Below are 13463 nucleotides of genomic sequence, written 5' to 3' on the forward strand. Positions count from 1 at the left end.
GGCAGCTTCCCCAGCCCCCGCAGCCCTCGCAGCTGCGCGGGGTTGCGGTGCTTCCGGCCTCTCAAGGCTCGCAGCTGAGACCCCAACGCTCTGAGCCGGGATCACGCTGGAGTCCGGATCCAGCTGACCTTGCGAACGCGGCACGCCAGCGATCCCAGGGCACAGGTGGAGGGCGCCAAGGACGGTCAGCGGATAGCACCAAACCGGAGCCTAATAGGCTGGTCAAGCCCCGGTCGACGTCACGTGGCAGGTGACTGACATCTGAGAAGCCGTATTCCTATCGGTCATGAGGACGGTTCTGATCGAGCAGGGGCCTTGGTCGAGTGATCTTGGCTGGGTGGGTGCATGAAGGCAGACACCTCACGATGCCAACGAGTCAAGCCGCGGCAGCGAGTTCGGTGGGGAACGCGGTGTGTTCGTCGAACAGCGTGTGGTGCTGAAGGCAGTGGTAGAGCTGGCCGATCATGCGGTTGAAGCAATGCCACGAAGTTAAGGGCTCGCAGAGCATTAACTCGCAGTCTTGATCTCTAGCGGGGTGATGATGCCTGCCTCGCGTGCCTGGTTGAACAGGTTGTTCAGGGTGGCGAGTTGGCGTTCCGCGGGGCGGAGGTCGTGGCCTGCGGTTGCCAGCAGTTCCCGGATGTCCCTCAGGCGCCGGTTGATTGTCTCGGGCCGGACATTGAACAGGGCGGCGATAGCGATCTGGGGTAGGCCGTGCCGGTAATGGAGGACGGCGGCCAGGAGGCGGTCGGCGAGGGTGAGGATCGGGCGGCGTCCGGGTGTTGCCGTCACCCTTGGCGCGTGGCCGGTGGCCGCGTCGTTTGTCCAGGTGCGTCTCGCGCTGGGCCTCCTGGAGGGTGGTCAGCGTGGTGATGAGGGTGTCCCACTCGTGCGGCGGCAGCCCGGTCAGGGCCGGGTGGCAGAGCCAGGAGAGGTCGGGACTCGGCTGGTCGAAGGAGTCTGGGGCGTCATTGACCTTGGCGTATGCCTCGGGGCGGAGGGTGTAGTTCCAGTCGCCGTGCCAGTCGTGGCGGGTCAGGGGCAGGGCTTCCATCTGCCCGTCACCGATGCGGATCCCTGTCTCGTAGGCGGTGGTATCGAGTTCCGCGTGGACTCTCAGGCCGGTGCGGGTGGTGGTCGCGGCAATGGACTGCACGATGACCTCGTGGCTGGTCAGGGGCCTGCCGCGCCAGTTCATGGTGATGTGGGAGAACAGCCGGTGCTCGATCCGGTTCCACTTCGAAGTGCCGGGAGGAAAGTGACAGACAGTGATGTCCAGGCCCGTCTCCAGGGCCAGGGCGGCGAGTTCGGCCTTCCAGGCGCGGGTCCGGTAGCCGTTGGAACCGCCCGCATCGGCGGTGATCAGCAGTCGTCCGGCCTGCGGGTAGTCCTCCTTGCCGCGGCCCTTCCACCAGCGGCGGATGGATTCGACGGCGAAGGCGGCGGTGTCATGGTCGGTGCCGACACTGACCCAGCCGGTGCTCGCGGCCAGGTCGTAGATGCCGTAGGGCACGGCCTTCCCAAGTTCTTTGTCCGGGAAGTCATGGGTGCTGACCTGCACGGGGTCGCCTGCGGGCCGCCACTCGCGGCCGCCGTTTCTGTACGACCCCACGATTTCCTTCTTCTTCGTATCGACGCTGATCACCGGGTCCCCGGCGTCGATATGGTTCTTGGCCTGCTCGTTGATATAGCGGAACTGGCCGTCCCGGTCGGGGTGCTGCCGGCCTTCGATGGTCTTGGCGTTCCCCTGGAGGCTGAAGCCTTCCTCGCGCAGCACGTCGGCGACGGTGTCGGCGGATATCCGATGACCCTGGCGGGTGAGTTCGGCGGCCAGATGACGGGTGGACTTCGTCGTCCACCGCAACGGCGACATCGGATCACCCCGCACATCCGGCTCGACCAGGGCCAGCAGCGCCGGACGAAGTCCCAGGTCCAGATCGACCGTCCGCTTGCGGCCTCCGCCCATCCGGCGCACCCGCCCCAACGGGGCCTCGCCGGATTCCAGTTCATCCGCACCCAGCGACACCGTGGCCTCCCGCACCCCGGCGGCCCGGGCGACCAGCCTGATTCCGCCATGGCCGATCGACCGGGCTTCCGCTCCTATCAGCAGACGCCGTTGCCGCTCGTCGAGATGCGGGAAGATCGCCTCGAACTTGGCTGCCAGAGCTACCCGTTGCCCCTCCGATGCGCCCATACCACGCCAACGAGTCGGCCAGCGGGAAGCTACGGGTTAATGCTCTGCGAGCCCTAACTTCGTGGCATTGGCGGTTGAAGAGGTTGCGCTGGGCGGCGGCGTGCCAGTCTCCGTGCTCGCGTCGTCGCCGGTAGTGGGCGTTGGCCCCGGCGGATGCCCGGAGTGAGGCGAAGGCCCAGAGGTAGCCGGCGTGGTTGAGCCGGTCGTTCTTCACCCACCGCCGTGTGATGGTCGACTTCTTGCCGGAGGCCCTGGTGATGGGCGAGGAGCCGGCGTATGCCTTCAGGCCGCGTGCGTCGGCGAAGCGGGTGTGGTCGTCCCCGATCTCAGCCAGGATCCGAGCGGCGAGCTGGATGCCGAGCCCGGGGAAGCTCAGCAGGATTTCGGCGTCCGGGTGCTGAGGGAACGCCTCTTCCACCGCCTCGGCGAGCTGGTCGGTGGCGGTGCAGGCGGCTTCCAGCTGGATAAGTAGGGCGAGCATCTGCTTGCCGAGCGCCTCTTCGACCAGCGGCGGCTGGTGGGCCCACTCGGCGCGGAAGACGTCGCGGACGCGGTCGGCCTCAACCTCGATGCCGCGCTTGCGGCCTGCTCGTTTAAGAGCTGCTTGGAGCTGGGTGCGAGTCAGCCGCGCGGCCCGAGAGGGAGTCGGTGCGGCCTTGAGGAGTTCGCGGGCCTCGGGCCTCTTAGGGCATCCGTGCGGCGTCCACGAGACCGCCACCACCATGAGCAACAGGACCGTGCACGCTGTCTAAAGCAAGGTGTTGCCCTCCGGCAGCCACGAGGTGTCGCGTTCCCGGCACTCGAACGCACCCAGGAACTACCGCTCCTTCGGAACGCCCTTAACAAGGGATTAGGGCCTTTGGTGCAGCACGAGGGTTGTTGAAGCCAACTCGTGTGACCGGAGGCCCGGGAGCGGTGCCTCATGCGTAACAATGCCCTCAACTGTGCATCAGTTTCTTTGAACCGGACGACAGTTGAGGGCGTTGTTACGCATGAGGCACCGCTCCCACGAGCATGGCCCCGCGGGCCCTGACAATCCGGCCAGGCCCGACACCCGGGACACAAAATTCTTGGAGGAGTCTTGAGTACCGGTATCCGAAAGACCCGCGCAGGCGTCACCGCCGTCCTTTTCGGTGTCCTTCTCACGGGCACCCTGGCGATGGCACCGGCCGCCACCGCAAGTTCGTCCCCGGCCACCGCTCATGCAGCCAAGGCCACCAAGGTGTCCGACGCCATCATGCACACGAACGGCTGTAGGTACGGTTGCTACTAGGAACCGGCTGGGACGGTGTGAGACGCGTGCAACCGTCTCACACCGTCCCACACTGTCTACCCTGACACGTCCGCCGTGACGGTCAGCACCGGGAACGCCACCGCTACCGCCGCACAGGTATCTGGGTGTTTCGCAGAGACGCGGGCGGTTCCGTTACCGGCCAGCCGGATGCGGAAGGGGCGGCCATGGATCTCGACCTGCAGAAGGTTCGCTCCTTGGTGGCGTCGCCGAGCTGGTGCACATCTCCCAGTTCCGTTCCGGGCCGTCAGACCCCGAGCCCTGGAGAAGGACTTGGACACGTCGCTTTTCGAACGTGACAGCCATGCGTGACATTGACGGCCGCCGGGCGCCAACTCCTCGATGACGTACGGCACCTGGCTCGTCGAAGAAGCCGATGCCCGCTTCGGAACGTCCCGACTTGCGATCGGCGGGAGCTCCGCGGGAGCCACACTCGCCTTGGCGACCCTGCTCCGGCTGAGAGACAGAGGTGCCGTTGGCCAATTCACCGGCGCTGCGCTCCAATTCGGCACATACGACTTGAGCGCACGAACCCCGGCCGGTCGCCGCATCGCGGACGAATACTTCATCCAGGCGTACGCCGGCCATTTGGAAGACCGCACTGTTCCTGACATCTCTCCCATCTACGGCGTTCTTCGCGGGCTTCCCCCAACGCTGCTGATCGTCGGAAGCGCAGACGTGTTGCTGGAAGACAACCTGGCACTGGCAGGTCGGTTGTCAGCGGCCGGCAATGACGTCGAGCTCCGGGTCTACCCCGACTCACCACATGGCTTCACGGGCCACCCCACGGCAATGGCCAGGACGGCGCTCAGCGGCGTTGATTCCCGGCTGCGCGACCGGATTACGCAATCGTAGGGACTGACCGTGATCCTCGAAGGATCCCAGTCCTAGAGGTCGACTACGTGAGACACGGCCTCCCGCACTCCCGGCGACGTGGGCGTCAAACGGTCAGGCACGCAGTTGACATCGATCGACCGGACACGTCTCGTGCCCGGCTATCGGGCGTAGCCGATGAGCATGTGTCGGGATCTATCGGCTGGACCGTTCACCGACGTTTGTCGACGCAGTCCGCATCCTGGTCCGAGCCTCAGGCGGTAAGGCGTCCGGATCGCGGTATTGCGAACGACGTCGGGCGACGCCCCATCCACCACGGAATTGTCCGATGGGGTGGCCGCACGGGTATCGATACCCGGCCTGGGGCGGTCCCGGGCAGGACTGGACGTACATGGCCGTGCCGGTTACCATGTATTGCATGGTACCTGATGTGGCAAGTAGGGGTGGCTCAGGGAAGGCGGAAAGCCAGCTTCGTAAAGGAGTGCTGGAGTACTGCGTCCTGGGACTTCTGCGCAGTGGCGCTCGCTACGGCGTAGAGCTGCTGGAGGTGCTTGGCACGGTGAACGTGATGACCACCAGCCAGGGGACGATCTATCCCTTGCTGGCCCGGTTGCGCCGTGACGGCTTGGTGGATACGACCTGGCAGGAGTCCCCAAGTGGGCCGCCGCGCCGCTACTACATGCTGACCCCTCAGGGAGAGGCGGCGCTGACGGAGTTCACTGAGATCTGGCCGCACTTCCGCGACGCCGTGGACCGCTTCATCACCGATTAAACGACCGAACTCCCCACTGCCTTTACCTGGAGATTCACTATGAAGACCGTCGAGCACCCGCTTGCGGTGGCCTACCTGGAGGCTGTGGCACGCGAGGCCGCAGCCCTGGGGCCGGAGCGCCGCAACGAACTTCTTGCCGATCTGACGGAGCACATTGCGGTGGCATTCGCCGAGCAGCCGGCCCTCAACGAGGCAGAGGTGAAAGCCGTCCTGGACCGCCTCGGCGACCCCCGCACCATCGTGGCCACCGCCCGCGAAGGCGAGACCATTGCGCTGCCGGTCAGCAAGTGGCACAGCCTTGCCCCGTTGATCTTGCTGCCGGTGGCCGGACTTCTCGGGGGCGTCAACCTCGTCCTGGGCGGCATTGCCATGATCGCGGGCGTCGTGCTGCTGTGGGCAGCACCTCACTGGAACAGGCGCGACAAGATCATCGGCACTGCGGCCACGCTCCCGGTCCCTATAGCGCTTGTCGGCATAGCCTTCACTGCAGCGACAACGGGGCCGCTCGACGCGGGGCTACTCACTCTCGTCGCCCCCAGCGTGCTGGTACCGGCGGCCGCATCGGTATACCTCTTCCGGGCAGGACGCCGCATGTCGTCATGATGAGGAATCGCCTGTTCTGGCAGCGTCACCGACCGCATGGCGCGGACCGGGCACCCTGACGGCAGGCGCAAGTTCGAGCCGCTTGTCCATGTCGAGGCGGAAGGTGCCGTACTGGTTGATGTTCGACCAGAACGACGCGGTCAAACCGCGCCGATCCTCGGCGGACAGCTTCTTGGCCCAGGCCGGTTCGGCGAGGACCTGCTGCAACAGCAGGGTGTTGACGTGGACGAGCGCAGACTGGAGCAGGTGCAGGGCGAGCATCGAGGTCTCGGCGTGTTCCTTGTCCGGGCCGGTCAGGGCGCCGTCCTTGCCGTAGTGGAGCACGGTGTTGGCGCTGTTCCAGTTCTCCACGACCTGGAGCCCGCCGTGGATCTCGCGGCGCAGGCCGGGGCTGGCCAGGTAGTCGCGAAGATCGTGCGTACGGCCCGGCCGAGTTCTTCGAGCGCGGCGTAGGTGGGGTGCTTCGGGCCGCCGCGGGTGAAACGGCGCAGCACTGTTCCGCCTCCGCCGTCCCGAGCCGGAGTGCGGTCGCACGTATCCAGGGGGCAGGGCCCGCCCGCCCCGCCTGGATTGCCATCCAATATGAAGGGCTGACCTCATCGCCTGCCAAGTCCGGGCCCTCGGGCCTGCTGGCCTTGGGACTGTAGGCCGTGCACTGGACGTGGTCGCGGGGGAATCTGGGTAGGAAGCGGCTGCTGCCGCCCTCGCAGTATCAGCCAAAATCAGGCCCTGGCTTCAACTATTCATCCCTCGGCCCCGATGCGTGGGCACACTGCCTCGTTGGCTCCCTCATCGTCAGGCGAGGGTGAGGGGCGCCGCGTCGTGGACCGCCGGCTCGTGGTGGCCTGGCAAGCCGGCGGGCGGCGGGTTGCCCAGGTCGCCGGGAATGTGAGGGCGGCCGCGGCCATCAGTTGGCCGTGCCGCAGCCGGGCGCCGACGGGCAGTCCGCGTAGCGTTGCCGACAGGAAGCCGGCGGCGAAGGCGTCGCCCGCGCCGACCGGGTCGACGACGTCCACACGGGGGGCGGGTCACGGTGTCGCGGCCCTCCCCCGGCGACACACTCCGCACACCGCCGCCGACCCCGGCCGCGCATCACGAACGCCCCTTCACCCACGACCCGGGGCGGTGGGAAGGTAACGCTCCCGCGCCCTGCGGACCGGGCACGTCCCAGGCAGCACCTGCTCGGCCGCCTGCGAGCCCGTGCTCGTCTATGAACGGACCCCATGGGGCTGTCTCGCCTGGACTGTCCCCGGAGACGGCAGCCCGTCCGAGATCCCCCACCAGATCGGGGTGCTCCGCAACTCGTCCACCAGGTCGCCCAGATCGTCGAGCGCTCCGCCTCCGAGAACGGCGCCGACACGGGCCAAACACCCGCCCACCGGCGGCCGATGGACTCCGCCGCCGCCGCCGAACGACCGGCCGACGACGTCCCCGGCGCTTCGCCCCACCTTCCGCACGTCACTCTTGAGGGGAGGCCTCCTTATGCCCGCGTCCGAACCCAGCCCGGCTGTCCGCACCCTGGACGTTTACCTTCTCTTCGCACACGAGCCGTACTACCCCGGTCCCGGGACCCAGGAGATCAACACCACCACCACCACCGTCGTCGCCGCCGACTCCCTGCTCCACCCGCAGGTGCGCCAGGCTGACGGCGGCCGGATTCACGAGCGCCTCACCCAGGGACGCGAGCAGGGCGAGATCGTCCCGCTGGCCGCCCTCACCCACGAACTGGGTGCAGGCGCCGACTGGCCGACCGCCGGCGACTGGGAGAGCGTCACCACCGACCTGCTGCATCTCGTCCGCTCCGGGGACTGCGATGCCCTCAGCCTCGTTGCCCGAGATCGCGCGCGCCCTCGTCTGCACCGGGCCGCACAGCCGCGTGCGCGCCTACGACGACGCCGCCGCCGACGACTTCATCGCACACGGGCCTGCTGAGCGCGCCGCGGTGCTGGCCGAGGTCGACGCGTTCCTCGCCGGTCCCGTGGCGGAACAGGATCTTTAGCTGCGCCCTCGTGAACGGGGCATCAGCGTGGCGAGGAGCCGGACTACGTCTGCGGGGCAAGCTCGGCCATGCGACCCCACCCCTGCTGGTCGGGAACGTTCACATTGATGATCTCGGGCGTCTCGGCGATGGCGGCGGCCATCGTGGCCAGCCCGGCCGTGAAGTGGTCGGACTGTACGTGGGCCGCTCCAGCGGCGTCATCTTCGAACGCCTCCAGCAGCGTGAACTTGCTCGGGTCGTCAACACTGCGAGACCAGTCGAAGAAGAGGTTGCCCGGCTCGGCACGGGTCGACTCGGTGAAGGGACCGACGAGAGACAGCCACTCGTCGGTGTGCTCCGGACGGACGGTAAAGCGTACGGCGATGAAAATCATGGCTCCACGATGCTGCGTGCGGCAGCCTGCGGCCAGCCGAGGGCGGGCTCATTCCGACGCTGTCGGAAACGCAGCCGCGGCCAGCGTGAGGAGGGAACTGACCTCGACCCGTCGGCGCCGGAAGTCCTCAAGGGGGAGCGAGACTGACAGGGCGCAGTCGGGACGGCCGGGCAGCGGCACAGCGAGACAGGTGTAGGCAGGGTCCGCCTCGCCGACGGAGACCGCGACACCCCGGGCCCGGACGCTCGCGAGCTCTGCCTCGAAGCGTTCCTCGTCGGTGATCGTGCGCTCGGTGAGGCGTGCCATCCCGTGGTGGGCGAGGTAACGCCGCCGCGCGGCCCGGGAAAGCGAGGCGAGCAGGGCCTTGCCGTGGGCGGTGGCGTGCGCCCGGGTCTCGCGGCCGGGTGCGAAAGGGTGCTGGGTGTCGGTGAGGGGTGCGGTGGTGTCGACGACGGTAATGCGTCCGCCGCGGCATGCGGTGAAGTACACCTCGGCACCAGTGGTCCGCCGCACGTGTGGCAGCAGCGCAGCGACCGCGGTCCCGGCGCCCACGTGCCGCTGGAAGGACCGGTGCAGGGAGGGGACGCGCGGCCCGGGAGCCTACCCTTCCGGTCCCCGCATCAGATACCCGCGCGCCGTCAGCGGGCCCAGCAGGTGGTACACGGTCGACAGCGAGCACCCCAGACGCCGCGTGAGTGCTTTCGCGCTCAGCGGTCCCGGCGCGTCAGCCACCGCGTCCAGCAGGGCCAGCGCGTGGTCCACAGACTGGGGCCCGGACATGGCTTTGATCCTTTCGGTGGGCGTCGGAGCCCACTTGGGTAACGCCGTTGAGTACCCCCGGTTCGCTCGACCTTGGAGACGCCAACCTCACCGGGACAGCCACGGCTGGATGTCGGCAGCGAAGCCCTCACGGTGCATGTCCGGGTCGAAGACGGGCCTGTCATGGCTGGAGGAAGGCTGGTCCGCGCGGCCGTGCTGGTGGGTGAGGCGCCCACCCCGTCGCCACCGTGCCCGGGCACAGAGCCTTCCCACCGTCAGCGCCGGGCTCTTTCGTACCCGAGCAAGGGGGGACATCCTGCGGGTCCGACATCGGCTCCTGTACGTCCTGTCCAGCAGCGGAGCTCGTCCTTGGATGCCTCGCACCACGAGAGCCAGGCAGGTCAGTGATGTGGATTCCGCGGGTGAGGGTCACGTCGCTGCCGTCACTGCCAGCGGGCTGCCGCTCGTTGGCGGGACCCCTCTTCGCCGGTGACCGGGGTGACGGCACACGTCAGTCCGCGCCCCCGGAGATCATTTCCAAGAGCGCGGAAGCTTTTCCCATAACCTCCAACGCGGCCTTGTTCCGCGCCAGTTCCTTCTCCAGACGCTCCACCTGGCGGCGCAGTTTCTCGTTCTCCACCTCGGCAGCAGACTGCTTCGGCCGGGCCGGGCTGGTGCGCTTGTCGACCAGCTTCTCCAGGGCCCCGGCATCCCGCGCGGCCCGCCACTCCTTCACGTGCGAGTGGTACAGCCGCTCACGGCGCAGGATCGCGCCCTTCTCGTTCTTGGGCGCGGCCTCGTACTCGGCCACGACCGCAGCTTGTACTCGGGGCTGAAAGCGCGGCGCTTCGACCGGGGAGCCGGGTCGGATCCGGCGGGCTTGGTACTGGTCATGAGGGGGTGGTGCTCCTGTCGTGCCCTCTCAGGCTAACCCGCCGAAGCGGGGCGTCTCACCAAAGGCTGACAGAGAGGGGCGGGAGGCATGGGTGGCCGCCGCCTCGGTGGTCCCAAATGACGTTGCTGAAGTGTGTTGCGGAAGTGCTCATAGTGCCGTGGGGCCACAGGCGGCGCGTCGCCAGTCGGACGTCATCTTCCTGGAGAAAGGAGGTCTTCCATTGTCCGGGACAGTGGGTAGGCGCGCTCTGCAGGGAACAGCCGCTGAGCCTTGGCGGCATGCCCGGTTTGTATCAGTGCAGCGGCCTTGCGGACCTGGGGGGTGAGGTCAGTGAGATTGACGATCCAGTCGTCGGTGAACGTGCGGATCAGATGGCGGCCGATGCCGACCTGGATGCTGTAGTGGTTCAGTGCAGCTCCCCGCGACGAGCGCTCCGGGTCCCACTGGACATGTACGGCTGCCTGAGCCACGGCCGCCGGGTCTGCGGTCGTCAGCACGGCCCGGGACAGGACATCCTCCCAGCCTTCCCGGATCATCCGCACGGCCAGAACGCGCTCCTGACCGGGTTTGCGGGCCCAGTTGCTCCGATGCATCAGCCACAGGAACGAGGGCTTGATCCACGTCATCCGGTGGAACGAGAACGGCGCAACGAAGCGGCCCGCTCGCAGCGCCGCGTCAGCGATGGCGGGCGAGTACGCCTGGTAGACCACGATCGTGCGAGTGTCGTAGTCGGCACGAATCTGATATTGGGGTGCCATGCGCCGCAGCCTGTCATCGGCTCTGCTGGCGCAGCGAACCATTTTTACGCCCCAGGCCGGTTCGAACGTGCTGGTCATAGCCGGTCGTTGATGGCCGCGATCAAGACGGTTACCTCGAAGCGGACCACGAGATTGTCATAGCGCGTGGCCACGGCCCGCTTGGTTGTCGGAAGGCGATCTCGACGAGCACGTCACTGCTGATCGCCCACTGAGGGGGAGACCACGGCCCCGAACGGCTCCTGTCGCCTCAGTGAGAGTGAACGACCCGTTTTCGTACAGCACGGCGTTCCCACAGCGGCCTTTTGCTGAGGCGGCCCGTCAGGGCCACAGGTGAGGCAGCTGCTGCGTCACCCGTGTGCAGGAGCAGTGGGAACTACTCGATCAGGAACTGCGGCCACGGCTGGCTGAGCTGGGTATTTCCTGGCTGCCTCGACAACGCGCTGCGCTGCTTCGCCAAGCTGTCTCACGCATAGTTGAGGTCCAACGCGCTCGCGAAAAGGGGAGATATACAACCGCCAGATGTGGCTTCGCGGCGTGAGTGAACTGGTCAGAGAAGCCGACGCCGTTATCACACGCCTTGCCTCTGCTTGATCAACCAGGCTGTCCGACTCCCCGTCGCCACTTGGCCCGCCAGGAGATGGCACTGGTGGATCAGGCAGCCGTCAGGACCGACGCTCACAGCAGGCAACGACTTCTGCCGACACCGGCCGCGTCCGATTCGGCTTCGCGCGGTGGGTGCTCGTCCCGCACACGACGTGGCAGGCCCGGCGCGTGGCCGCCGATTTCGGTGAGGGGATGGACCCCCGGACCGCGTGGGCAATTGCGCGGCTGGCCCGTCACCCCGAGGAACGCGGCTTCGCTATGGCTCACTTGGACGACGAACGCCGCGCTGCGGACTGAACGGAGCGCAGGAACTGGCCTTCGCCTGCCCGGTCCAGTCTCGCGCACGGCCTGGTCGTCGGTGGACCAGAGCGCGCGGCCAAGGGCTACCGTCAGGCGCTCACCGCGCATCAGGCCGTGGTGCCCGCGAGGCGGGTCGACCCGTCCACGCGGAGGCAGTTGAGCGGCAGGCCAGGGCGACGCGCGCACTGAGCCACCCGTCGTGGCCGTCGCCAAGCGACGGCGCCGCCACGTCGTCCACCCTCAGCCTCTCTGCGTAGCCTCCTGGTGCTGGACCCTGGGCTCCAGGCGTCGGCCGGGACGGTGCGTCTTTTCGTCCTTGGACGGGACCGTACCCACGTGCGCCGCACGGCCAGAGTGATCTGTCCGATGCTCGCTGGGAGTTATTCAGCCGGTCCTGACGGCCTGGCGCTTCGAGCGCCGCGGCCGGGCCCTGGACTTCGGACGTCCGCCCGAACACGAACTACGCGAGATCATGAACGTGATCCTCTACGTGGACCGCACGGGGGTGCAGTGCTAACCTCGCGCTTTCATGAATGGTGCTGTCCGGCAAGTGGTCAGGCAAGCAGAAAGTGCCTCTGACCAGCGAGAATGAGGATTGCTGAGGTCCTTGTTCCCGCCCCTGTCGAGGCACTTTCCAGGTGAAGAAGCCTATCGGGTCCTATCCCCATGTCTTTGTCCGGGATGACGGCCGGGCCGTGGTCTCGCAGGCCGGTTCGGTACTGCTGGTCGAAACGATCCGTAAGGCCGGCCTCGACCAGGCCATCTCCGCAGCACTCGCCCCCTGGCGGAAACCGAGGGCCGTCCACGACCCGGGCAAGATACTCGTGGATCTTGCGCTGGCGGTCGCGCTCGGCGGGGACTGCCTCGCCGACATCGCGATGCTGCGGGCTGAGCCGGCCGCGTTCGGGCCGGTCGCCTCCGACCCGACGGTCTCCCGTCTGGTCGACACCCTCGCCACCGCGGGCGAAGAAGCACTGACCGCGATCCGCTCCGCACGATCTGAAGTGCGTCAACGCGCCTGGACGTTGGCCGGCAATCGAGCACCGGACGCCGGTGGGCAGGTGACCGTGAACCTGGACGGAGTCCTGGTCGTCTCTCACTCCGACAAGCAGGATGCCGCCCCGACATGGAAGAAGACCTACGGTCACCAGCCACTGATGGGTTCGTCGACCACGGGCCGGGCGGGACCGGCGAACCCGTCGCCGCTTTGCTCAGACCCGGGAACGCGGGCTCGAACACTGCCGCCGACCACGTCGAGGTCACCCGCCTCGTCTTGGCCCAACCTGCCCAGGAAGTACCGGCGCGGACGGCAGACCCTCATCCGCTGCGACTCCGCAGGCGGCACCCACGAGTTCGTGGCCTGGCTCGCCCGGCGCGGGTGCTGGCTGGCCTACTCCGTTGGCATGGTGATCACCGGGGCCATCCACCAGCACGTCCTGAAGATCCCGGCATCGGCTTGGACCCCGGCCGTCGAGACCGGCGGCGAGGTCCGCGACGGAGCATGGGTCGCCGAACTCACCGGCGACATCGTCGAGGGCTGGTCGAAGGGCATGCGGCTGATCGTTCGCAAGGAACGACCGCATCCCGGTGCCCAGTTGAGGATCACCGACGCGGACGGCATGCGGGTCACGTGCTTCGCCACCAACACCGCCGACCGTCCGATCACCCAGCTCGAACTCCGTCACCGTCTGCGGGCCCGGGCCGAAGACCGGATCCGGGCCGCCCGCGCGACCGGCCTGCGCAACCTGCCCTGCACGACACCGCGCAGAACAAGGTCTGGCTCGAGGTCGTCCAGATCGCTCTCGACCTGCTGGCCTGGATGCCTATGCTTGCCCTGACCGGCCAGGCCCGCCTCTGGGAGCCCCGCCGTCTGCGGTTCCGCCCGTTCTCCGCAGCCGGGCAACTCATCACCACCGGCCGGCGCCGCATCCTCCGCCTCGCCCGCCACTGGCCCTGGACCGGTGAGATCACCACTGCCCTCGAACGTCTCGCGCTCCTGCCGAACCCCGGCTGACCAGCAACCTTCCCGCCCCTACAAGGGAACCGGTCCAGACCGGATGAGTGGAACCCGGCGTCCACCCG

The 13463-nt window shown here is 67.7% G+C and carries 10 protein-coding genes and 6 pseudogenes; 7 read left to right on the top strand and 9 right to left on the bottom strand.

The genetic code is table 11. The features are described 5' to 3' along the window. Positions 1-507: 507 nt before the first annotated feature. Positions 508-2194, bottom strand: a pseudogene (locus tag ACFVWD_RS46925) (ISAzo13 family transposase). Between the two features lie 70 nt (positions 2195-2264). Continuing rightward, positions 2265-2876 (bottom strand): annotated as a pseudogene (locus ACFVWD_RS46930) (transposase); the annotation flags it as partial. Between the two features lie 399 nt (positions 2877-3275). On the opposite strand from ACFVWD_RS46930, the gene ACFVWD_RS46935 reads away from it, so the two are divergent. From ACFVWD_RS46935 to ACFVWD_RS46950, 4 genes and pseudogenes are all read left to right on the top strand, one after another. Further along, positions 3276-3467, top strand: coding sequence for a hypothetical protein (locus ACFVWD_RS46935; RefSeq protein ID WP_389604428.1), 192 nt, complete (start codon positions 3276-3278; stop codon positions 3465-3467). A 375-nt stretch (positions 3468-3842) separates the two neighbouring features. Next, positions 3843-4340, top strand: a pseudogene (locus tag ACFVWD_RS46940) (alpha/beta hydrolase); the annotation flags it as partial. Positions 4341-4737: 397 nt separating this feature from the next. Then, positions 4738-5091 (top strand): PadR family transcriptional regulator, encoded by a 354-nt coding sequence (locus tag ACFVWD_RS46945; protein ID WP_389604445.1) that lies wholly within the window; start codon positions 4738-4740, stop codon positions 5089-5091. A 39-nt stretch (positions 5092-5130) separates the two neighbouring features. After that, on the top strand, positions 5131-5694 hold the full coding sequence (locus tag ACFVWD_RS46950) for an HAAS signaling domain-containing protein (protein WP_389604430.1): 564 nt from the start codon (positions 5131-5133) through the stop codon (positions 5692-5694). Here ACFVWD_RS46950 and ACFVWD_RS46955 read toward each other — a convergent pair. Both ACFVWD_RS46955 and ACFVWD_RS46960 read right to left on the bottom strand, forming a co-directional pair. Beyond that, positions 5689-6188: pseudogene (locus ACFVWD_RS46955) on the bottom strand (Tn3 family transposase). The gene ACFVWD_RS46950 and the pseudogene ACFVWD_RS46955 overlap by 6 nt on opposite strands. A 249-nt stretch (positions 6189-6437) precedes the next feature. Next, positions 6438-6710: a PfkB family carbohydrate kinase gene (locus ACFVWD_RS46960; protein ID WP_389604432.1), complete on the bottom strand. Its 273-nt coding sequence runs from the start codon at positions 6708-6710 to the stop codon at positions 6438-6440. 466 nt (positions 6711-7176) lie between these two features. On the opposite strand from ACFVWD_RS46960, the gene ACFVWD_RS46965 reads away from it, so the two are divergent. Beyond that, entirely contained in the window at positions 7177-7626 is a 450-nt protein-coding gene (locus tag ACFVWD_RS46965; RefSeq protein WP_389604433.1) for a hypothetical protein, read from the top strand. Between the two features lie 110 nt (positions 7627-7736). On the opposite strand, the gene ACFVWD_RS46970 is transcribed toward ACFVWD_RS46965, so the two are convergent. The 5 genes from ACFVWD_RS46970 to ACFVWD_RS46990 all read right to left on the bottom strand — a co-directional run bounded on the left by ACFVWD_RS46970 (position 7737) and on the right by ACFVWD_RS46990 (position 10478). Continuing rightward, positions 7737-8066, bottom strand: coding sequence for a putative quinol monooxygenase (locus tag ACFVWD_RS46970; protein ID WP_389604434.1), 330 nt, complete (start codon positions 8064-8066; stop codon positions 7737-7739). A gap of 48 nt (positions 8067-8114) precedes the next feature. Next, positions 8115-8579, bottom strand: coding sequence for an IclR family transcriptional regulator C-terminal domain-containing protein (locus tag ACFVWD_RS46975; RefSeq protein WP_389604436.1), 465 nt, complete (start codon positions 8577-8579; stop codon positions 8115-8117). Between the two features lie 87 nt (positions 8580-8666). Beyond that, a complete protein-coding gene (locus ACFVWD_RS46980) occupies positions 8667-8846 on the bottom strand; it encodes a helix-turn-helix domain-containing protein (RefSeq protein ID WP_389604438.1) in 180 nt (59 codons plus the stop codon). Between the two features lie 490 nt (positions 8847-9336). Then, on the bottom strand, positions 9337-9636 hold the full coding sequence (locus ACFVWD_RS46985; protein ID WP_389604440.1) for a hypothetical protein: 300 nt from the start codon (positions 9634-9636) through the stop codon (positions 9337-9339). A gap of 275 nt (positions 9637-9911) precedes the next feature. Further along, on the bottom strand, positions 9912-10478 hold the full coding sequence (locus ACFVWD_RS46990; protein ID WP_389604447.1) for a DUF4291 domain-containing protein: 567 nt from the start codon (positions 10476-10478) through the stop codon (positions 9912-9914). Positions 10479-11740: 1262 nt separating this feature from the next. On the opposite strand from ACFVWD_RS46990, the pseudogene ACFVWD_RS46995 reads away from it, so the two are divergent. Further along, a pseudogene (locus ACFVWD_RS46995) lies at positions 11741-11889 on the top strand (transposase); the annotation flags it as partial. A 187-nt stretch (positions 11890-12076) separates the two neighbouring features. Continuing rightward, positions 12077-13395: pseudogene (locus ACFVWD_RS47000) on the top strand (IS1380 family transposase). The last annotated feature ends 68 nt before the right edge of the window (positions 13396-13463 follow it).

It is taken from the genome of Streptomyces sp. NPDC058086 (assembly GCF_042885015.1).
Taxonomy (GTDB): Bacteria; Actinomycetota; Actinomycetes; order Streptomycetales; family Streptomycetaceae; genus Streptomyces.

What these genes read in the sequence shown, in the direction of transcription:
- ACFVWD_RS46945 (WP_389604445.1), top strand. Translation starts at nt 4,738, where the DNA reads ATGGTACCTGATGTGGCAAGTAGGGGTGGCTCAGGGAAGGCGGAAAGC.
- ACFVWD_RS46970 (WP_389604434.1), bottom strand. Translation starts at nt 8,066, where the DNA reads ATGATTTTCATCGCCGTACGCTTTACCGTCCGTCCGGAGCACACCGAC.
- ACFVWD_RS46965 (WP_389604433.1), top strand. Translation starts at nt 7,177, where the DNA reads ATGCCCGCGTCCGAACCCAGCCCGGCTGTCCGCACCCTGGACGTTTAC.
- ACFVWD_RS46950 (WP_389604430.1), top strand. Translation starts at nt 5,131, where the DNA reads ATGAAGACCGTCGAGCACCCGCTTGCGGTGGCCTACCTGGAGGCTGTG.
- ACFVWD_RS46980 (WP_389604438.1), bottom strand. Translation starts at nt 8,846, where the DNA reads ATGTCCGGGCCCCAGTCTGTGGACCACGCGCTGGCCCTGCTGGACGCG.
- ACFVWD_RS46990 (WP_389604447.1), bottom strand. Translation starts at nt 10,478, where the DNA reads ATGGCACCCCAATATCAGATTCGTGCCGACTACGACACTCGCACGATC.